This is a genomic window from Idiomarina sp. MD25a, assembly GCF_001870515.1.
In the GTDB taxonomy this organism is placed as follows: Bacteria; Pseudomonadota; Gammaproteobacteria; order Enterobacterales; family Alteromonadaceae; genus Idiomarina.
The window spans coordinates 270,101-290,199 of the sequence record NZ_MDGT01000002.1 but is presented as its reverse complement, the minus strand read 5'-3'; the positions used below and the strand labels follow the sequence as shown (position 1 = coordinate 290,199).

Sequence of the window (20,099 nt, the reverse complement as noted above, 5' to 3'; positions counted from 1 at the left end):
TTTAAGGTTTCCTTGTTAAAAAGTCGGTTTACTATTAATTAAATTAAGCCGACTTTATGTCCAGTACACTATTAGTCACAGGTGTTGCAGGTTTTATTGGTTTTCATACCGCATCCTACTTATTGTCACAAGGGTACAATGTCGTTGGAATAGACAATTTAAACGACTACTATTCTGTGCAACTTAAACACGATCGATTAAATCAACTCAAACGATTTAAACAATTTTCATTCCACAAAGTGGACATCGAGAATGCGATTGCACTCTCTGACTGTCTTGCGCAATATCCCATTTCACAAGTCGTTCATCTGGCAGCTCAAGCCGGCGTCCGCTATTCCATAGAGAATCCGCAAGCATACGGTCGTAGCAATTTAATAGGTTTTTTAAATATCTTAGAGTGGGTTCGCAGTCATCCGGTCGACCACTTTATTTATGCCTCATCAAGCTCGGTGTATGGTAATACTGAGCGTGTCCCTTTTTCGACGAGCGCAACCGCCGACAAACCGGTATCTCTGTATGCAGCGACCAAGCGCGCTAATGAACTCATGGCCGAAAGCTACAGCCATTTATATAATATTCCTGCGACGGGACTCCGTTTCTTTACGGTTTATGGTCCATACGGCCGCCCGGATATGGCGCCCATGAAATTTGCCAAACAGATTATGCAAGGGGGTCAAATTGATGTATACAACCATGGTGACCTATCGCGTGATTTTACGTTTATCGATGATATTGTAGAGGGCATCTACCGCCTGTTGGATAAACCTATGCCAACACAGTCAGAAGGTACGCGCCACCGCGTGTTAAATATAGGTCGTGGCGAACCTGTTAATTTGCTTAAATTTATCGAAATACTCGAGAGCGCGTTCGAAAGACCAGTTAAAAAGCGTTATCTGCCCATGCAAGATGGTGACGTGAGCACAACCTGGGCCGATGTCACCGAGTTACAAGCGCTAACAGGATACGCTCCGAACGTCGATATAGAGACGGGTATTCAACTATTCGCAAATTGGTACAAGAAATACTATGCACATGGACAGTTAGCATGATTGAGTTTTCAGTAATACTCCCAGCAAAAGATGAAGCCGATAATATTGGTGTCCTTTTAACAGAAATCGATAGTGCCTTAAAAGATAGCCATTACGAAGTTGTGTTAGTCGATGACGGTAGCAGCGATGCAACAGCAGACAAAGCCTTGGCGGCAGCGCAAACCATGCAGGGACAGGTTTCGGTCATTCAACATCAAGCAAGCTGTGGGCAAAGTACTGCACTCTATACCGCTGCCCAGCATGCCCGCGGAGATTTTATTGTTGTGCTTGATGCGGATGGCCAAAATGATCCGGCCGATATTCCATCTTTAAAGCAGGTAGCAAACGAGCTACAGTCGCACCACTTTTGCGTAATTGGACACCGCCAACAACGAAAAGATACGGCTTGGAAGCGATTTCAATCGCGTGTTGCCAACCGCTTTAGACAGGCTGTGTTGAAAGACGATACACCGGATACTGGCTGTGGGTTGAAAATTCTCCCTCGCCATACTTATCTACAACTACCCTATTTCCACCATATGCATCGCTTTGTGCCTGCATTGGTTAAGCGTATGGGCGGAGAAGTAAGAAGTGTTCCAGTAAATCATCGCGCGCGGTTACAAGGCGTCTCAAAATATAATGCTTGGAATCGGGCTTGGGCCGGCTTACTCGATATTTTAGGTGTTCTTTGGCTCATCTACCGTTCCCGAAAACCGCAAATTAAAGCCATCAAGCGCAGTCAGGAGTCCTAGTTCGATGCAACGCGCGGTCAAACTTTTAGCGATTGTTGGTGTCTTCTTTGCGCTCGCGCTAGCCATCCAACAAGGATGGTTGGACGCGATATCAACCTCCGAACGAGCCATGCAAACGATCAAGCAGGCCGGTTTCAAAGGCTATGCCATTGTATTAATCGCAGCGACTTTGTTTATGGCAATTGGCGGGCCGCGCCAGCTCATCGCGCTCGTATTGGGATTTATACTAGGAACCGGCTGGGGCTTTGTGGCCGCTATGCTAGTCAGTGGTTTATCACTCGCGGTCACTTACTTTACCGCGCATATGTTTCTCCAGCCGTTGATCAGCAAGCGTTTTAAAACTCAAAGCGATCGTTTAGTAAAATGGATTAACGTGGCAACAACACGAAAAACAATGATGATTCGACTGATGCCCGTTGGTAGTAACCTACTGACGAATTTGTTTGCGGGCGCGGCCAATGTCGACTTCAAGCGCTTCCTAGTGGGTAGTTTAGTGGGGTATATCCCACAAACATTGGTCTTTGTGTTGGTAGGCAGCGGCATAGGTTTAGCGCAGTCAGAAAAACTCCTTATTAGCGGATTACTGTTCGTTATCGCATCAGCCATTGGTATCCATCTCTATCGCTCACAGAGAAATCTGTCGGAAGGAGTACCGTCATGAAATGGATCGACGCATTTGAGCAACGACTTTCCTCCGAACGCTCCGGTGAATTCCTATTCTGGCTATTGGTTGTAGCGGCTTTACTTATTTTCTCAGGACTTGGGCTTCGCTCACCTTGGCCACCGGACGAGCCCCGTTTTGCCGATGTAGCGCGTGAGATGGTCGTCACTGGGCAATGGTTTTTTCCTGCCCGTGGCGAAGAGTTTTACCCCGATAAGCCGCCCATTTTCATGTGGGCTATCGCGTTATGCTATTACTTGATTGGCAATATAAAAATAGCCGCGTTATTACCTAACGCACTGTGTAGCCTAGTCAGTTTAGTGGCCGTATTTGATATCAGTAAACGGATATGGGGCCTGCGTATTGCGAGGCACGCAACACTGCTTCTACTCATTACACCGCAATTTTTAATTCAAGCAAAGTTCGCCCAAATCGATGCCATGGTCGCCTGTTGGATCACACTGGGATGCTATGGTCTATTGCGTCACTTCTTCTGCGGTCCCCATTGGCGTTGGTATTTCCTCGGCTGGGGATTCATGGGATTGGGCATTATAACCAAAGGCGTTGGCTTTTTGCCCCTGCTGATGCTGTTACCGATTGCAATTTATCACTTTACTCAGCAACGCTTAACGGGCAGCTGGCGCTGGCGCGCATTGCTAGGCCCTATCGTTATGCTAGCTGTAGTAGCGTGTTGGCTCGTACCCATGTACTTGATTGTCAGTCACAACGGTACCCCTGAATACCTTGCATATCGCGATAATATCTTGTTTAAACAAACCGGTGAGCGCTACGTCGATCCATGGCATCACTTTAAGCCTTGGCATTACTTTGTCAGTAGCGTGGTTCCTGCATTCTGGTTACCGCTGAGTGTATTATTATTGACGCAGATAAGAACCGTCTTACAGCAGATTAAGCAGGACCCCCGTATTGCTGTGTTATTTGGTTGGGTCATTTTGGTCATCTTCTTCTTTAGTTTAAGTCCTGCCAAACGTGGCGTTTATATACTACCCGCATTACCTATATTCTGTATCTCACTGGCCGCCGCTTGGCCCGATCTTTCGCTCAATCGTGCCAGTCGATGGTTTTTACGCGCCTTGCTCGCATTAATCATCACCCTTTTCACAGCACTGACTTACCTTGCTGCGATACACCATCACAAGCTTGTCGACAAACTCGATAACTACACGCAAAGCTTTCAACTGCTCGATAGTTTAGCCATCATTTTTGCGATTATCGTAGGAGCTATTTGCCTTGCATGCGTAGTGCTATGGCGCAAGAGTTTATGGTTAAAATATGGCTCAGCAATAGCTATTATCTGCGTTACTGTAAGTTGGCTCGTGTATCCTCTCGCGGAACCCTTAAGAACACCCAAAAATGTCATGCTGACGGCTGCTGCCAAAGTGAGTGACGGCGAGTTAGCTATTCTTGATCTCAAAGAACAACACTTGCTTTTTTCGCCCATTCCATTAACTCACTTTAGCTATTTTACCGACAATGCTGAACAGTTCCGTAACGCATGGCTATGGATAAACGAAGCACCCAACCGCTATATCATGGCGCCGGATAATATGCATTTTGAGTGTTTTGACCCAGCGGATGGCGAATCATTAGGTATCGCACACCGTGAACATTGGCTTCTTTTCAGCGCCAAGGATGCAGCAAAATCGTGCCCAGCCCCCGATCACGTCATACGTTATCAAAGCCCAGCCAGTGATATTAATGAATAAACAACCTGTTTAAACTTAAGATTTAATTAATATAGTTTTTATAAATTCCGCATAGTGATGAATTTATTAAGACAACTATGCGGAATTATTTTGTTGATTTAACCGAGCGTTCTAGCCGTTATTTGTTGCTAATATCGGTACCTCTTTACTTGGCTCTATTTATTTTGTTTGACGGGCTCGGTATAAAATTTAGTCTATCCCAGTGGTTCTATTCTATTTCTGGTCATTCCTGGGCGTTAAAGCATAACCTTATTACCGAGTCTGTACTTCATGACGGCTTCCGTGCACTTAATATCGTGGTCGTCGCCGGTATTTTAATTTTTTATCTATCACAATGGTTTAAACCTTTACGCGTCACCTCTGTGACTCGCTTATCGCAATTTATCGGCGCTTTGTTGTTGTCGTTTATCGCCGTGAACCTGATGAAAGGCGTTACCGGGATGCACTGCCCATGGGATCTCAGCATGTTTGGGGGCCGCTTTGATTACCAACCGCTATGGTTAGCCGCTAGTCAACCTGATCCCGGCCGCTGTTTTCCTGCGGGACACGCAAGCATAGGATACGCCTGGTTCTCGTTATTTTTTTATCTGCGTAAAGATTTCCCCCACTTTGCTCGAAAAGCCCTAATCGGTTCACTACTCATTGGTTTATTGCTGGGTTTTGCGCAGCAGTTACGCGGCGCACACTTCATTTCAGACGATATCACCACGGCTTTTATCTGCTGGGCCATCAGTGCATTGATATTTATTGGAGATAAACCCCATGAAATCCGTTAAATTATCCAGTCGACTTCTGATACTGATCGCTACGCTGTGGTTGACCTTAGCCTACTGCGGTCCGCTTTTGTCTGCGCTGAACGATTATCAAACTTCGCTTATCGCAAAAATAGGCTTTCTCTTTGTTATAGCTTGCGTATATGCAGTACTGTTTTTAATTGCACGCGCATTTCATTGTCTTAAAGCTGCTATATTCGTGCTATTTATCACGGCCGCGGTCGTCACCTATTGGATGAATCAATATGGTGTTGTGATTGACCCTGATATGCTGGTCAATGCGCTTGAAACAGATACTTCAGAAGCCAGCGACCTTATTTCAGTTAAACTCATTTTGTCTGTCTTTCTCTGGGGCGTTGTGCCAGCAGTAGTTTTGCTTTGGATGCCTGTGAAACCGCAACCTTGGGTACGCACGACACTATTAAGTATAGGCGCTGGATGCATCCTTGTTACCGTCGCTATGGGCGTGTTGATGACTCAATACAGTGAGTATTCATCACTATTCCGCAATCACCGTGACATCAAATATCGAGTTATCCCTTTCAATGTCATATCTGCCAGTGTCTCGGTTGCTAAAGCCAAATTATCGACGCCAGAAACCTTCATCGCGCTGGGCCAAGATGCCACCCAACAACCGGATAATGACAAAACACCCAAAGTCATGGTCGTGATCGTGGGTGAAACAGCGCGCGCTGATCATTTCAGTTCAAATGGTTATCCGCGGCCGACCACCGCGGGTATCGATCAGCTTGCCAAGCAAGGAGAACTCATTAGCTTCTCAAATGCAACGTCGTGTGGCACAGCGACAGCCATCTCAGTGCCCTGTATGTTTAGTTTTTATCAAGCAGAAAACTATGATAACCGTGCGCGTTCGACCAGTAATGTATTGGATGTACTCAATAATGCGGGCATCGATGTATCATGGATTGAGAATAATTCGGGCTGCAAAAACGTCTGCGATCGAGTGGAAGAAATTACTGCAGAAAATTACTGTGATAGTGATCAGGAATGCTTCGATACACGGATGCTTGAAGTTCTGAAAACCAAGTTAGCCAATACAAAGCAAGACAGCATTATTGTATTACATTCAATGGGAAGCCACGGCCCTGCTTATTACAAACGATCGCCTCAAGCCCTTAAAAAATTTCTCCCCGAGTGCACGACCATCGAGCTCAATCAGTGCTCAGTCGACACTATTAAGAATGCTTATGACAATAGCTTGATTGTGACCGATAAACTCGTCACTGGCGCGATTAATACACTTAAAGAGGCACTGCAATTGGATACAAGCCTCATGTACATTTCCGATCATGGCGAGTCACTCGGAGATAATGGTGTTTATCTGCACGGACTGCCTAACTGGATGGCACCCGATGAACAACGCCGTGTACCATGGATTGTTTGGCCAGCCAAGGCGTGGGCAGCACATCCTGATAAAGCTTCGCATTATCCCGTTAACCATGATTATTTAGCGCATTCGCTTTTGGGCTTTTTTAATGTTAAGACTTCGCTTTATCAGCGGCAGCTTGACTTGGCTGCGCAACTGGCGCCCTAGTCGAGGACTCGGTCCGGAATAAAAGTAGCAAAGGTAAAGAACATAAAGCCATCCATGCCATCGCTTTAAAATCATTCAGATAACCGATGGCGGCGGCTTGCTGGGTTAATTGCTGATTCATTTGAGCGATCGCCATACCTGGCCCGTTTTCTATTGCGATTCGTATGAACTCTTCTTTTACTGGCGCTCTAAACATCGTCAAAGACTCGCCCAATACCGCATGGTTCGTTTGTGTCGCACGCGCAGCCAGCGTAACCATGACAGAAATACCAATACTACTGCCGATATTACGCATTAAGCTAAACATTGCCGTGGCTTCAGTTCGCAGCTGAGGCGCCAGTGTTGAGAACGTCACCGTGCTGAGCGGCACAAATACAAAGCCCAGACCCAATCCCTGAATAATACCCGTTCTGACCACATCCATCGGGCTAATAAACAGGTTAAATGCCGCCATTTCGAATAGCGAATAGGCCGTCAGCGATAAGCCCAACCCCACTAGCCAGCGCACATCGACACGATTGATCAACCTGCCGACCATAAGCATGGCACACATGCTTCCAATGCCTCGCGGCGCTAGGATCTCGCCTGTAGTAATCACAGGAAAGCCCATCAAGTTTTGCAAAAATGGCGGCAGTAACGCCAACGTCGCGAGTAGGATAATCCCCACAATGAAAATAAAGATAAGACCAGTAACGAGGTTGCGATCTTTAAATAGCGCGGGTTCGATAAAGGGGTTTCGGCTAGTCAGCATATGTGCGACAAACAAATATAAAAACAGAACCGCAACAATGCACTCGACAATAATTTCACTGGAAGCAAACCAGTCCTCGCCTTGACCACGGTCAAGCATCAATTGTAAGGCGCCTATCGACAGCGAGAGCAACGCAAATCCGAACAGATCAAATCGGCGTTTTTCGGTTTCTGTTTCTTTGACAAAGGCAACAATACCGGCAAATGCCAGCAAACCAACGGGTATATTAATAAAAAATACCCATCGCCAGTTGTAATACTCTGTCAGGTAACCGCCCAGTGTAGGCCCAAGAATGGGACCCACCATGACACCGACGCCCCAAATGGCCATGGCAGAACCGTGCTTTTCTTTCGGATACGTATCGAGCAAAACAGCCTGCGATAACGGCACCAATCCCGCGCCAAACACGCCTTGTAGTAACCGGAAAAACACCAGTTGTTCCAATGAAGTAGCAACACCACACAAGACCGAGGCGGCGGTGAAGCCAAATACCGACAGTAGAAACAGTCGCTTACGGCCAATTTTTGCAGCAAGAAAGCCGGTCATCGGTGTCATCACTGCTGCTGCTACGATATACGACGTTAACACCCAGGCAATCTGCTCTGACGTGGCCGACATGCTGCCTTGCATATGAGGCAGCGCCACGTTAGCTATGGTGGTATCAACCGCCTGCATGATGGTAGCAAGCATGATAGAAATTGTTATTAAGCCACGGTTCTTAGCGAGCTGTTTTGCATTCATAACAACGTGACCCTTAAGCCGACTTATCGTTACTTAATGCTTGCATCCAGTGAGCTAGCGGCTGCAAAAATTGAGGTCCCCGCTTGTGCCAACCGGTATCAATAGAAATTTCCGTACTCATACCGGCTCTTAGTGGTGGCTTGTCGGGCGTATCCGAAACAGCGATGCGAACAGGAATCCGTTGAACGACTTTGACCCAGTTCCCCGTCGAGTTTTGAGCAGGCAAGAGCGCAAACTCAGAACCTGACGCAGCAGCGATACTTTTTACCTCACCGTGCCATGCGACATCAGGATAAGCATCCACATGAATGACCACTTTCTGTCCCACTTTGACGTGCGTTAGCTGAGTTTCCTTTAAGTTAGCCTCGATCCATGGCGCCTCAGTCGCGACCACCACCATCGCTGGATTACGTGGATCGATGTACTGACCTGCAGAGGGGGTTTTACTCGCAAAACCTGCCATCGGTGCAACCACATGCGTCTGTTCAAGATTTCGCTCAGCCTCATCTAACGCAGTTTTGGCTTGCAGATAACGTGGGTGTTGCTTAACGTCGATATTCGGTTGCCCCGCTAAACTAGCCGCTATACGTTTCAGCCCTTGCTCAACCGACTTCACATTTTCCTTAGCAACGCGCCACTGGTGTCGATACTTATCCAAGGTCGATTCTGACACCGAGTCCGACTTTACTAATCGTTCCTGACGCGCAAATTCACGCTCGGCAAATGCTGCATTTGACTGCGCGAGAACGAGCTGCTCCTGCTGTTCTGCGTATTGCGCCTTCAACGTTTCAATTTCAGTAACGACTTGTGCCACCTGAGATTTCGCCTGTGCCACCTTAATCGCATACGGCGCATCAACAATATCAAACAATAGGTCACCCTTTTTTACTGGCTCGTTTTCCACCACGAAAAGTTGCGCAACATTACCCGATATCTCAGGCACGATAGACACCTTATCATTTTGCACGTAGGCGTTTTCAGTTTCGACAAACCGCCCGCCGGTGAGGTAGATCACACCTGATATCAAAATGACAACAGCGGGTACCAGCACCAATAAAATCATGCGTAACTTAACAGCGCCCGACATTCGGAGCGGATTGTTATACCGGGTGTTCATAGTGAAGAGCGTCCTTTAGCTTTCGGTTAAATTGTGTTTCATGGATTTCAGTGCGTTAAGAATTTCATGACGGGTCGATTCAGAGATCCCCGCCAAAGTTTTCGCGCGCGTTTGCGCGCCGAGCTCTCGCAGTTGGCTCAACACCGGCTCTGCTTGCTCGGTTAAGAACAGTCGCCATACACGACGATCGTCTGGGTCGGCTTTGCGTTCAACCCACCCGCCCTGCTCAAGTCGGTCGATATGGCGTGCAACAGTAATCGCTTTGAGCTCAAGTAGCTCAGCTAAACGCGACTGTTGAATTCCTTGGCAGCGAACGAGACGTGCCAAAATAGACCATTGAGCGCGCGTTAAACCGAGTGATTTAGCGCGCGCATCGAAGTCCCATTTAGCCATGCGTGCCACGTCCGCAAGCAAGAACATCAACTCTCTGTCAGGGTGTTCCATAACGCCTCCCCAATTAGTAACTAAGGTTATTATAAGTTAGCTTACTATTTTTCTAAACTAAATGAGTTTAATAAGTCTTAACTCATTGGCAACTCTTCTAAACATGGCGCAATCCGTATTGCGTCCATACGCGTAATAAAACTCGGTATTTATTGGGAGTAAACTATGCAAACCACAACGACTTTCATTGCCTTAGTGTCACTTTTATCATTCAGTGCCACCGCACAACAGCCGCCTACCCAAGCACCTCAATCGGCTAGTGCGAATGACTTTATAGAGGTATTCAAACAACTGAGTGGCGAACATCCTGGCGTACGTAAAGGTCACGCCAAAGGTGTTTGTGCACTTGGCTCATTTGAACCCTCCGCAACCGCACAAGCGCGCTTTGATACAGCCTTATTTAGCGATAAAGCACCGATTACTTTACGCTTTTCAATGGGTGGTGGTAATCCAAATGCCAATGAGGCAGCGAACGCCCCTCGCGGGATGGCAGTGATGTTTGATTTAGCCAATAACAGGCAACACAAGATTGCCGGATTAACCACGCCTATGTTTGCGGGTAAAAACCCAGAACAGTTTCTTGGCCTTTTGCGTATCAATTACGCCATTGCTCAGGGTGAAGCCACTGGCGCTGACCGCAAAGCTTATCTTGAAGCTAATCCAGAAGCCGCACGTCAGGGGGAATGGTTACAGTCGCATCAACCGGCAGCAGAATACACATCGGCTAACTATTTTGGTATTCACACATTCTATACCACGTTGACTAACGGCGAATTGCAGGCATTTCGATGGACATTAGTGCCTAAGGCAGGCGAAACGCTACTTACAGAGCAAGAGCAGAAAAATTTACCCAAGTCTTTCCTTGCCAAGCGACTGAGTGAGCGCCTCAAGGACGGACCGGTCGAATACGAATGGCACTGGCAACTTGCTGAAAAGGGTGATCCAATCAATGACCCGTCACAAGTTTGGCCAAAAGATAGAGAAACCATCAATGTCGGTACACTGAAAATAACCGAGTCCGGTGGAGGATCATGTACACCGATCAATTTTGACCCGAATCAGGTCACTGACGGTATCTCTACCAGTCAAGATCCGGTGCTTCAAATACGCTCGCCCGCCTATGCGATTTCTTATGGCAAACGTTTGCAAGGACAGTAAACTTTTTTAGAGATTAAACATTCGAAATATTGAGTGTTTAATCTCTTAACTTTTTAACAAAGTGTTCGATAATAACTCATAGGCATGTGAGCCTCATGGAGGGCTGCATGCACAGGCGACTCGGGTCAGTCAGCTAACGAGATAGATGGAGTTGTTTCAAATAATCACCATTTGCTCACTGAACTGTCTGAAACGCTAGAAAAACTGAATCGTCGAGAGAGTTAATCACGAATCTCGACCCAGTTTTGTCCTTTGAGTTTTAATACGTGCTTATCCTGCCACAGCATAAAACGGATATCTTTATTCTCACTCACCCACTCGGTTTCGGGAATGCTGTTTACCAATGCTTGAGGCTGGTATTCACCGCCTGAGAAAGGTTGTTGCGCCAAAACATTCATAATGAGAGATGAAATCGCATTTTGATTGGTTTGTTTCTCAACACGTATAGGCTTCGAATTTGAATATTCAGCGCCAATGAGTTTAAGCATTACGGGAACATGGGTCAGCGAATAAGTCGGAATCTCGCGCAAGCCAGCCAGTTGAACACCATCGCCTTTCAAACCTGCGCCATGTTCAGGAACCACGATAAGTAGCAGCTTACGCTCTTGTCGCTCAGCCTGATCAATGAGCGCAGCTATTTGTTCGAACATCAATAATGCTCGCTCTTTATAGCTTTGTAAGCTTGTTTGATTTGAATTAAGTTTCCGGTTGCCGTCATGCAAGGTCAGAGAATTGTAGAAGCCGAAACGTGCTTGACCTTGCTCTCTTTGCGCGAGCCAGCCATCAATGACTTGCTTGTCATCAAAAATAGCAGCCCCATCAAACGCGACCATAGTCGGCGAAAGCGAACGTTGAATATCTTTGTCAGTTTTTATTCCACCGCTATTCAACAATGACGACTTAAAGTTATCGAACTCGCCATCATGGTTCATAAACAGTTCAGATTTAAAACCAAGTCTTGTTAGATCATCAGCCAGCAAACATTGTCGACTAGGTTGATATATCTTTTGGTGTGGCTTTTGACCACAGCTTGCCTGCAGTATGCGCAGTGCCGATGGACCTGAGTAGGATGATACTGAGTTGTAGTTATCTAAAATAATATCAAACTTAGAGAAAACCGAATGATTCTCGAGTCCGACAGCTTTTATATCTTCCCACGAGATGGAGCATATATTGACGAGTAAAATATCGAAAGCACCGCTCACTTCTCCATTTATCTTGGGCGCATTAACTAGCCACTCACCTTGCCTTTGATAAAAATCATTGATAAACATCTCGGGGCTTTCGACACGCGTTCCAGTTTGGCTTTTTTCTGCAATAGGTTTTAAGGCAACTGTGGGACCAGAAGGCTCTGAGACTTGCGAATAAACACCGGTAAAAATAATCGCAAGTAACGCAAGACTCCCCATTCTAAAAATATTTTTAAAATAAAGAAATGCAATCCATGCCACAACTAACCAGGCGATCATCGCCATTGAGATGTAACGTTCAGCCAGCTCTAGCCAATAACCTAGACTAAATTGCGCGAGCTGCTCCAAGTTGTTTAGCAAGGATTCAAAAGGAGGTAAATGACTGTCGTAGTAGAATAGCGCGACCATCAATGGCCATATTAAAATATCTCGTAACCGCGATAGCCATTGCGCTTTAATCGGCACAACAATTAGGGTGAATACCGCAAGGTTATAAACCATTGAAAACGACATAAGCGAAAGCCAGCATAAAACTGCTTTCAACAAAAATACAAAAGACCATCGACCCGGACTACGGAAACTAAACAATGCACTACTTAGCCATTGTTCACGAAATAATTGGTACTGATGGTTATCCATGACGTCCAGTTCCTTTTAACGACTTTTGCCGCCGTGGCTTGCTCACAACACGAACAAAACCAAATTTCACAGTCATGCTTGCCAGACGCTTCCCAAGCCAGCGCCAAAGCGCCAGAGTCAGCCAGCCCACTAACACGCCAAGTACAAAGCTCAAACCAACATAAACTTCGGTAACATGCTCAGGCATCATTGGAGTCTCCTCTCACACGAGCGACTGGAGCCGGTAGCGGGTGGAAGTACTCAAATTGACTATCATTTTGTTCGCTATCAGCGGACGATGATACTAACTCTGGCGGTTGCCAACCCTGTGCATCAGCAATGACGACCAATTCATCTAGCGCCTCCTTGATGGCGAAAGTGGAATCAAAGCGCGCTTCGCGACTAAATAAGTTACGTGAGGAAAAGCCTAACAACTGAAGTAACGTACGGTCGACCTCTGACTTCTCACATGCAAAAAGAAATATATACACCGTGTTACCCACGGCAGTACAAACATCGCCTTGCCGTCTTACCGCGAAACGCGACAAAATGGCGTCGGCTTTAATGCCTGTTGCTACCACACCGACAATTAACTGAATGTCCACTTTTTGGTAATTCGCTAACTCAGTCATTCTGCGTACTTGCTGACTAAACTGAGGTGGCGCAAGATAGCCCTCTACTTCGGAAGGCACAAATAACTGTTGTAAGGTCGCCAGTTCCGGTAAATTACCTTCAAACTGCCACATATTTAGACAGTCAATAATACTATCAATCTCATCTAACGAGAGAGGTTTAGGGGCTACATAGGTCGCACCGGCATTGACTAAAATCCGTTCATCGTGATGACGAATTCTGTAGTCGACTTCTCTAATAATAATTTTGAGGAAGGGACCGACACTACTCCGGATACGATAGACCAATTCGATAAGCTGCTTACGCGATGCCGTCAACGAGTCATGAATGATCAGTATATCGTTACTACCCTGTTTAAATGCATCCTCTAGCCGTGCAGTGTGGGGTAATAGTTGCCAATGGTTCGGTGCGATTTCAGTCGGTTTAATGGCGTCGTTAACGGCATAAACCATCGATCCAGCGAGGCGTTTAAATGTCGGCTTGCCCTCAGACTCAAACGGAGTCACTTTTAGATAACCGCCACCTTGTTCCTCAGAAAGACGCTGAAGGGTTATCTCCTCTTGCAATAAGTCATCACCGACAAACCAATGCATGATAGTCCATACTGAGAATGGTCTTCCTTCCTCCATGAGATGCATGGAGGTAAAGCTCATGCGGTGTGCTCTTAGCCAACTTCTTCCCAACGGCGTCGTTTCATCACCTAAATAAGCAACCCAAACAAGCTTGTTACGGTTAAGCGCCCAGCGTGCTAGTAGCAACAGTGTTTCACGGTCATTTAATAGGTGAGCAATAAGGGGATCAGAAAACTGTGAAATAAACACGATACAGTCTGCATGCTGTCTCATTTTATCGAGCAGATTAAATAAATCTGACTGTTTCATTTTCGAGCGATATTTCCACTCAGCCACACCAGCATAGGCGGTCAACGGCGCATTAGCATCGACTTGCTTTAACAGACGGTGGGTGTCACGCGATAGAAAAACCTGAGTAGCGTTAGCTTTGCTCAATTCCTTAACAACACTCAATAACCAATTTCGGCTATCACTCAAGCAAGCATGCACCTCTCCAAGCTGGAGTGGAGGTAACACACTCTCGTCACCGATAAGTCGACCCAGTTTAATGCTCACGAGTCATATAATCCTTTAACAGGTTACCTAAAAAATGAACAACTAAAATCATGTTGTGTGAATATTAATTTTATATCATAATTATTACAATATAAATTACGTTAAAATATTTGTAACTTAAACATATGACAAATAAACTTTGGCGCAATAACTTATCCCAATCAACAAAAGAGGCGCAAAGCTTCGAGAAACACGTTGCGGGCTGGCAGCAAGAGCAGTTTTTGGAACTGAATGTGCCCGTTCGCGTGCAACGCGCTCGTACATATTGGCGCTTATTCGCCTCCGATCTCAAGTCGTTATGTAACGAATACGGTAAACACCACTCACGAGGCGCTAAATAAATTGGCTATCATCACTGTCCAAAGCGTGTTCTCCGGCGCTGGAGCAACTACCATTGCTGCCAATCTAAGCAATGCTCTGCTTAGACAAGGCACCAAACTCAGCACAGTTGATGCGTGCTCCCATAATGATTTACGGCTTTGGTATGGTATGCCACTCGCACAGTCTGGTGGCTGGGCGCTCGGCTATCTTGGTAAAGCCCCTGATAGCCGTGAGTTTGCTTTTCGCAGTGATTTCGGAGCGACCTTTCTACCGCTAGGTGAAGTTAGCGATAAGTATGATGAACTTACTACTCAAATTGAAAGTGACCCTCAGCAATGGCTCAGTTGGTTAAAAGCGGGCAATGATGATTGGTTGATTATCAATTTACCTAGCCATTGCGCGCGTTTATACCAAGCATTGATTCCATATGTCGATTTGCATTTGAGTGTATGGCAAGCAGAGCCTCGCGTGTATCCTCGCATGCAACAATTTATCAATAAACAAAACCTCCATAGTGAGGTGCCAAATGCGTTTGTGTTTCAAGAAAATGGCGTCGCTCCACAACTCGAACTTAACCGAGATATAAGCAATATCATCAACCATGAACTCGCTGATGAAGTGCTATCGCCCGTCGGTATCATGCGTGATCAACATATCACTGAAGCGCTTGCGACACAGCAAAGCTGTTATGAGTACAGCATCGCAGCAAGCGCTAACGCTGACTTTGTCGAGTTGGCCAATTGGGTAGTCAAAAAATGTTCGCCCGCATAGCTAATCAGTGGCGCGAAGCTCGACAGTCTAAAAGCCGTCTCGCTAGTATCCGGCTGTTTACAGTTTTAGCGTTAGACCTCATCTTTATTAATCGCCCTAAAGATGTGCACTTAAACGATCATGGTATCGCGTACTGGATGCCGCAACTTGGTCAGCAACGCCTCCAGTTGCTCGACCCTATCCGCTGGTTGATACAAGTGGGTTGGCTAGCATTTATTTATCAACCACCCGAGTCATCGGCGCGTCCTTCACCGTCTCAGGTTAAACGGCGTACTCAGTGGTTTGGTTATTTCAGTGGTAGCGTTAATCGCATACTGACTATTGCTGCAACACCCTTAAGACCTTTGGTTCGTAGCGAGCGACGTGCGAATATCGGATTGCTCGCTATGGGTTTAGCGATTTTAGCGTTTGTACTTACCCTGCCTATGGATGCGGCACAACAAGGCCTTCTGCTACTTATTTTTTGGGGTATCGCTTTATGGGTTCGCAAGCAAGCGGGTCAGTTCCCGATGATCGTCATGATGTTACTCTCTTTCTTTGTGAGTACTCGCTATATTTATTGGCGTATTACAGAGACCATTAACTGGAGTCATCCGCTTGATGGCACGCTTGGGTTCATTTTATTAAGCGCAGAAGTATACGCGTGGGTCATCTTGCTATTTGGCTACATGCAAACAGTCTGGCCATTAAAGCGGAAAATTGCGCAATTACCTGACAACCTTGATGAATGGCCGACGGTTGATATCTATATTCCAACGTATAATGAGCCACTTGCTGTCGTAAAACCCACCATTATGGCAGCACAGGCGATCGAGTGGCCTGCCGACAAGCTCAATGTCTATTTACTTGATGATGGCCGACGCAGCGAATATAAGCAGTTCTGTGAGCAGTTGGGTGTGGGTTACATCGTGCGACCTAATGGTGTTCACGCCAAAGCAGGCAATCTAAATCATGCGCTGACCAAAACAAGTGGCGATTACATTGCCATTTTTGATTGCGACCACGTGCCCACCCGCGGGTTTCTGCAAATGACCATGGGCTGGTTTTTTAAAGACCCTAAACTGGCGCTGGTGCAAACCCCTCATCACTTTTTCTCGCCCGATCCTTTTGAGCGTAATTTATCAATTTTCCGTAACCGTCCAAACGAAGGCGAGCTTTTTTACGGATTAATTCAAGACGGGAATGACATGTGGAATGCTTCGTTTTTTTGTGGCTCATGTGCCGTACTAAAGCGTCAACCACTCGAGGAGGTTGGTGGAATTGCTGTTGAAACCGTTACCGAAGACGCCCATACAGCGCTGAAAATGCATCGTCGAGGGTATCAAACCGCTTACTTGAACATCCCTCTTGCTGCCGGCTTAGCGACAGAAAGTCTTGCTGATCATATCGGTCAACGGATGCGGTGGGCTCGTGGTATGGCACAAATTTTTAGACTTGATAATCCGTTATTAGGCAAAGGTTTAAACTGGGCACAGCGGTTATGCTATAGCAATGCAATGCTCTATTTTTTGAACGGTGGGCCGCGCTTAATATTTCTAACTGCGCCGCTCGCCTTCCTATTATTAGGCAGCTATATCGTTTACGCACCTGCAGTCATGATTGCAGTGTATGCATTACCGCACATCATTCACGCAAATTTAACCAACTCGCGAAAGCAAGGTCAGTATCGACACTCATTTTGGGCGGAAATGTACGAGACTGTGTTGGCTTGGTACATACTTAAACCGACAACTGTCGCACTGTTTGCGCCTCATAAAGGTAAATTTAACGTGACCTCAAAAGGCCAGCGAGTCGATAAAAACTATTTTAACTGGCAGATTTCTACACCTTATATTGTGTTAGTTTTAATCTCGTTACTTGGATTCATTTTTGGTGTTTACAAATTTTTCACCATTGAAGACGATCAACAACTCACGGTTATTATTAATATGGTCTGGCTCACCTACAATCTAATCATTTTAGGGGGCGCCGTAGCGGTTGCCGAGGAGGCAAAGCAACAACGCTCCGCCCACCGTGTTGCGGTTGATATTCCAATACATGTCATCACTGAGTCGGAGCATAGTTTCAGCGCACGCATGGTCGACTTTTCCGCCCAAGGCGTGGGGATCACTTTGCCGAGCCGTCAATTACTTCGACCCGGACAATCCATATATTTAAATATTCAACAAGCCACATCGCGCCGTGCTTTGCGCGCTGAGGTGATTTCCTGCAGGGACGATGTGGCGGGTGTAGAGCTAAAATTTGCCAATGCAGAAGAGGAACAAGCTTTTGTAATGGCTACTTTTGGACGTCTTGATGCATGGCTCGGTTGGCGGCCGCAACAGGACGAACAACCGCTCGCGAGCCTGCGCGAAGTGGTCGGTTATGGTCTCACAGGATACCAACGAATTGCGGCGCAAATAGCTCCGTATCTATTACCATTTTTTAAACATTTAAATTGGATTTGGCAAAAGCTCTCCACGTTTTTGCCTATTTACCCAGGTAAGGCGAGAAAATCATGAACACGCGTCAGTTAGTGGTATTTGTTATTGCAAGCATCATTGCATGCTCACTCGGTTCAGCTTCTATTCAGGCGCAAGAAAACGCGCCGAATCGCGAACTCAATGATGGCTCAAACGTGCTGACTTATCGCACCCAATATCCGGTCGACGCACTCACGTCCCTGCAACAGTTGCGCTTAGATGGTTTTACGCCAAGTATCGAGTTGGGCTTGGGTAGCCGTGCAGATCGCTTGGTCAATAGCGCAACCTTGACGCTTAATTATCGCTATTCACCAGCAATACTTGCAGATATCAGCCAAGTTAATATCCTGCTCAACTCTGAAACCATCAAAACTATTTCGCTTAACGCTGATGACGCCGACACAACTCAAACAATCCGGGTTGATCTACCAGCGCCGTTGTTTACCGACTATAATCGCATAACTTTTGAACTTGTCGCACAAAGCGTCAATGAACAATGTCGAGCACCAAGCGCGAGTACTTGGTTCGAAATTCTCTCTGGCAGTCAGTTAAACGTCAACTACTTGCAGCTTCCAGTCGCTAATGAACTGGCTTATTTCCCTGAGCCATTTTTCTATCGTTCCGATTTTTCAAACGTCAATATTCCGTTCTTTTTGCCTGAGCAACAAAGCACCGAGTTGTTAACAGGTGCTGGTATCTTAGCGAGTTACTTTGCCAGTGAAACTCAATGGCGACTATTAGATATTAAACCCCATATTTATCAGCAAAAACGTGATCTCAATGATCAACTGCTTACCGCTTGGGGTCGCCAACATGCCGTAGTATTTATGACCAATGCACAACGCCCGGCAGTATTTAAGCCATTGCCAGAGATTACCCAGCCGCGGGTCGAGTTACTTGACCATCCGCTGTATCCTCAGCTTAAAGTGCTAGCAGTGATGGCGCCAGATGATGCAGGTTTAATTGATGCTGCACAGGCGTTAGCCGCTGCAGCAGGTTCACTCAGTGGCGCTTATGCCACATTCAATCAGTTTGATGCGGAGCCGCGCGCTCCCTACGCTGCACCTAATTGGATCTCAACTGAGCGCGAAGTTAAATTTTCTGAACTGGTGAATGATGTGAGCGAGTTGCAGCGTCAAGGTGTGAAGGCGCCGCCAATTTCTGTCCCACTGCGACTCCCACCAGACCTATTTATATGGCAGAAATCTGGCGTACCTTTGGATCTTGAATACCGCTACACCGCCCCAGTTTCAAACGATGATAGTCGCTTGTTGGTATCCATAAACAACGAGTTTGTAAAATCGTTCAAACTCGATGAGTCAGGCGTTGCCAGTGGCGTCGGTGAGTTACGCGTGCCTATCATCGATACGCCAATACTCAGTGGTAATAACTTAGAGTTACCCGCGTTTAAACTTGGCGTAGTGAACCAATTACAGTTTAATTTTAAATTCAGCCAAATCGGTGCGGGTTGCAGCCTACAATCTGCGAACTCATCGGTCGGAGCGATTGATGGCTCAAGCACCATTGATCTTGTCGGTTTTGATCACTACGCGCAACTGCCCGACTTACAGTTGTTCGCGAAGGCAGGCTATCCTTTCTCACGGTACGATGATCTTTCAAATACGTTGATTGTGCTAGACGAAAAGCCGAGTCTTGACCTGCTCTCATTATTTTTCGCCAATATAGCTAAAATGAGCGCATCAACTGGTTATCCCGTTTACAACCTGAGCGTCACTCACGTTGAACAAGTACCAAACAACGCTAGCGAGGACATATTGGTACTGGGTCAAAGCGCGACACAACAATGGTTAGCGCGATTTGGCGATAAAAACTTAACGGCTCAATTGCTGGGACACAAACTTGCGGGTCAGTCGCAATTGTTCGCTAACCCAAACGCAGTACTGCAGAATAGTGGGCCATTAGCGGCTTTGGTTGCCTTTCAGTCACCGTTAAATCCGGCAGCGTCAGTAGTGATGCAAACTGCCACATCCAACGAGCATCTCAATATGCTCAAGGAACGCTTGCTCTCGCCCAGCGATAGTATCCAATTCCATGGCTTTTTAAGCTTGGTTTCTGTTGCAGGTATTACCAACTATGCTGCGACTCAGCAGTATTTTATTGGTGACTTAAGCTTTTGGAACCAGGTTAAATACCACACTGCTCAGCACCCGTTTATTTTAGTCTTGGTGGTGTTATTTGCCGTGCTAGTAGTCGCTTTGGGTCTATACCGCTGGCTAAGAAGCAGTGCCAAACGTAAGCGGGAGTTATAA

Annotated in this window: 17 protein-coding genes; 11 read left to right on the top strand and 6 right to left on the bottom strand. The window is 46.4% G+C overall.

Going from position 1 to position 20,099, the window contains the following annotated elements; translation table 11 throughout:
• The first annotated feature begins 56 nt into the window (after window positions 1–56).
• From BFR57_RS02655 to BFR57_RS02630, 6 genes are all read left to right on the top strand, one after another.
• Window positions 57–1,049 (top strand): GDP-mannose 4,6-dehydratase, encoded by a 993-nt coding sequence (locus tag BFR57_RS02655; RefSeq protein ID WP_071462504.1) that lies wholly within the window; start codon window positions 57–59, stop codon window positions 1,047–1,049.
• Entirely contained in the window at window positions 1,046–1,780 is a 735-nt protein-coding gene (locus BFR57_RS02650; protein ID WP_071462503.1) for a glycosyltransferase family 2 protein, read from the top strand. The genes BFR57_RS02655 and BFR57_RS02650 overlap by 4 nt, the downstream gene beginning before the upstream one ends.
• A 4-nt stretch (window positions 1,781–1,784) precedes the next feature.
• Entirely contained in the window at window positions 1,785–2,441 is a 657-nt protein-coding gene (locus tag BFR57_RS02645; protein ID WP_071462502.1) for a TVP38/TMEM64 family protein, read from the top strand.
• On the top strand, window positions 2,438–4,168 hold the full coding sequence (locus BFR57_RS02640) for a glycosyltransferase family 39 protein (protein WP_071462501.1): 1,731 nt from the start codon (window positions 2,438–2,440) through the stop codon (window positions 4,166–4,168). Before BFR57_RS02645 ends, BFR57_RS02640 begins: the two co-directional genes overlap by 4 nt.
• 77 nt (window positions 4,169–4,245) lie before the next feature.
• Window positions 4,246–4,944: a phosphatase PAP2 family protein gene (locus BFR57_RS02635; RefSeq protein ID WP_071462500.1), complete on the top strand. Its 699-nt coding sequence runs from the start codon at window positions 4,246–4,248 to the stop codon at window positions 4,942–4,944.
• Window positions 4,931–6,496 carry a phosphoethanolamine transferase gene (locus BFR57_RS02630; RefSeq protein ID WP_071462499.1) on the top strand — a complete coding sequence of 522 codons (1,566 nt, stop codon included), beginning with the start codon at window positions 4,931–4,933 and terminating at the stop codon, window positions 6,494–6,496. The genes BFR57_RS02635 and BFR57_RS02630 overlap by 14 nt, the downstream gene beginning before the upstream one ends.
• Here the strand turns inward: BFR57_RS02630 and BFR57_RS02625 are convergent.
• The 3 genes from BFR57_RS02625 to BFR57_RS02615 are packed head-to-tail and all read right to left on the bottom strand — an operon-like array spanning window position 6,441 to window position 9,549.
• Window positions 6,441–7,988 carry a DHA2 family efflux MFS transporter permease subunit gene (locus BFR57_RS02625; protein ID WP_071462498.1) on the bottom strand — a complete coding sequence of 516 codons (1,548 nt, stop codon included), beginning with the start codon at window positions 7,986–7,988 and terminating at the stop codon, window positions 6,441–6,443. The two genes, BFR57_RS02630 and BFR57_RS02625, sit on opposite strands and share 56 nt — an antisense overlap.
• A 13-nt stretch (window positions 7,989–8,001) precedes the next feature.
• On the bottom strand, window positions 8,002–9,105 hold the full coding sequence (locus BFR57_RS02620; protein WP_071462497.1) for an HlyD family secretion protein: 1,104 nt from the start codon (window positions 9,103–9,105) through the stop codon (window positions 8,002–8,004).
• Window positions 9,106–9,120: 15 nt separating this feature from the next.
• Window positions 9,121–9,549, bottom strand: a complete 429-nt coding sequence (locus BFR57_RS02615; protein WP_071462496.1) for a MarR family winged helix-turn-helix transcriptional regulator — start codon at window positions 9,547–9,549, stop codon at window positions 9,121–9,123.
• A 165-nt stretch (window positions 9,550–9,714) separates the two neighbouring features.
• Here BFR57_RS02615 and BFR57_RS02610 point away from each other — a divergent pair, with 165 nt between their 5' ends.
• Complete coding sequence (locus BFR57_RS02610) at window positions 9,715–10,707, top strand: catalase family peroxidase (RefSeq protein WP_071462495.1); 993 nt, start codon at window positions 9,715–9,717, stop codon at window positions 10,705–10,707.
• A 221-nt stretch (window positions 10,708–10,928) separates the two neighbouring features.
• Here the strand turns inward: BFR57_RS02610 and bcsG are convergent, their stop codons facing one another.
• The 3 genes from bcsG to BFR57_RS02595 are packed head-to-tail and all read right to left on the bottom strand — an operon-like array spanning window position 10,929 to window position 14,275.
• Complete coding sequence (gene bcsG / locus BFR57_RS02605; protein ID WP_071462494.1) at window positions 10,929–12,536, bottom strand: cellulose biosynthesis protein BcsG; 1,608 nt, start codon at window positions 12,534–12,536, stop codon at window positions 10,929–10,931.
• Window positions 12,529–12,726, bottom strand: a complete 198-nt coding sequence (locus tag BFR57_RS02600; RefSeq protein WP_071462493.1) for a hypothetical protein — start codon at window positions 12,724–12,726, stop codon at window positions 12,529–12,531. Before BFR57_RS02600 ends, bcsG begins: the two co-directional genes overlap by 8 nt.
• Window positions 12,716–14,275: a BcsE family c-di-GMP-binding protein gene (locus BFR57_RS02595; RefSeq protein ID WP_071462492.1), complete on the bottom strand. Its 1,560-nt coding sequence runs from the start codon at window positions 14,273–14,275 to the stop codon at window positions 12,716–12,718. The genes BFR57_RS02600 and BFR57_RS02595 overlap by 11 nt, the downstream gene beginning before the upstream one ends.
• A 125-nt stretch (window positions 14,276–14,400) precedes the next feature.
• On the opposite strand from BFR57_RS02595, the gene BFR57_RS12845 reads away from it, so the two are divergent.
• Genes BFR57_RS12845 through BFR57_RS02575 form a run of 4 tightly spaced genes read left to right on the top strand, consistent with a single transcriptional unit; the run spans window position 14,401 to window position 20,099 of the window.
• Complete coding sequence (locus BFR57_RS12845; protein ID WP_071462491.1) at window positions 14,401–14,616, top strand: hypothetical protein; 216 nt, start codon at window positions 14,401–14,403, stop codon at window positions 14,614–14,616.
• Between the two features lies 1 nt (window position 14,617).
• On the top strand, window positions 14,618–15,367 hold the full coding sequence (locus tag BFR57_RS02585; RefSeq protein ID WP_071462490.1) for a cellulose synthase operon protein YhjQ/BcsQ: 750 nt from the start codon (window positions 14,618–14,620) through the stop codon (window positions 15,365–15,367).
• On the top strand, window positions 15,352–17,868 hold the full coding sequence (gene bcsA / locus BFR57_RS02580; RefSeq protein ID WP_083405000.1) for a UDP-forming cellulose synthase catalytic subunit: 2,517 nt from the start codon (window positions 15,352–15,354) through the stop codon (window positions 17,866–17,868). The genes BFR57_RS02585 and bcsA overlap by 16 nt, the downstream gene beginning before the upstream one ends.
• Window positions 17,865–20,099 carry a cellulose biosynthesis cyclic di-GMP-binding regulatory protein BcsB gene (locus tag BFR57_RS02575; protein WP_071462489.1) on the top strand — a complete coding sequence of 745 codons (2,235 nt, stop codon included), beginning with the start codon at window positions 17,865–17,867 and terminating at the stop codon, window positions 20,097–20,099. Before bcsA ends, BFR57_RS02575 begins: the two co-directional genes overlap by 4 nt.

What these genes read in the sequence shown, in the direction of transcription:
- BFR57_RS02650 (WP_071462503.1), top strand. Translation starts at nt 1,046, where the DNA reads ATGATTGAGTTTTCAGTAATACTCCCAGCAAAAGATGAAGCCGATAAT.
- BFR57_RS02630 (WP_071462499.1), top strand. Translation starts at nt 4,931, where the DNA reads ATGAAATCCGTTAAATTATCCAGTCGACTTCTGATACTGATCGCTACG.
- BFR57_RS02575 (WP_071462489.1), top strand. Translation starts at nt 17,865, where the DNA reads ATGAACACGCGTCAGTTAGTGGTATTTGTTATTGCAAGCATCATTGCA.
- BFR57_RS02620 (WP_071462497.1), bottom strand. Translation starts at nt 9,105, where the DNA reads ATGAACACCCGGTATAACAATCCGCTCCGAATGTCGGGCGCTGTTAAG.
- BFR57_RS02600 (WP_071462493.1), bottom strand. Translation starts at nt 12,726, where the DNA reads ATGATGCCTGAGCATGTTACCGAAGTTTATGTTGGTTTGAGCTTTGTA.
- BFR57_RS02615 (WP_071462496.1), bottom strand. Translation starts at nt 9,549, where the DNA reads ATGGAACACCCTGACAGAGAGTTGATGTTCTTGCTTGCGGACGTGGCA.
- BFR57_RS02625 (WP_071462498.1), bottom strand. Translation starts at nt 7,988, where the DNA reads ATGAATGCAAAACAGCTCGCTAAGAACCGTGGCTTAATAACAATTTCT.
- bcsG (WP_071462494.1), bottom strand. Translation starts at nt 12,536, where the DNA reads ATGGATAACCATCAGTACCAATTATTTCGTGAACAATGGCTAAGTAGT.
- BFR57_RS02610 (WP_071462495.1), top strand. Translation starts at nt 9,715, where the DNA reads ATGCAAACCACAACGACTTTCATTGCCTTAGTGTCACTTTTATCATTC.
- BFR57_RS02640 (WP_071462501.1), top strand. Translation starts at nt 2,438, where the DNA reads ATGAAATGGATCGACGCATTTGAGCAACGACTTTCCTCCGAACGCTCC.
- BFR57_RS02645 (WP_071462502.1), top strand. Translation starts at nt 1,785, where the DNA reads ATGCAACGCGCGGTCAAACTTTTAGCGATTGTTGGTGTCTTCTTTGCG.
- BFR57_RS02655 (WP_071462504.1), top strand. Translation starts at nt 57, where the DNA reads ATGTCCAGTACACTATTAGTCACAGGTGTTGCAGGTTTTATTGGTTTT.
- bcsA (WP_083405000.1), top strand. Translation starts at nt 15,352, where the DNA reads ATGTTCGCCCGCATAGCTAATCAGTGGCGCGAAGCTCGACAGTCTAAA.
- BFR57_RS12845 (WP_071462491.1), top strand. Translation starts at nt 14,401, where the DNA reads ATGACAAATAAACTTTGGCGCAATAACTTATCCCAATCAACAAAAGAG.
- BFR57_RS02635 (WP_071462500.1), top strand. Translation starts at nt 4,246, where the DNA reads ATGCGGAATTATTTTGTTGATTTAACCGAGCGTTCTAGCCGTTATTTG.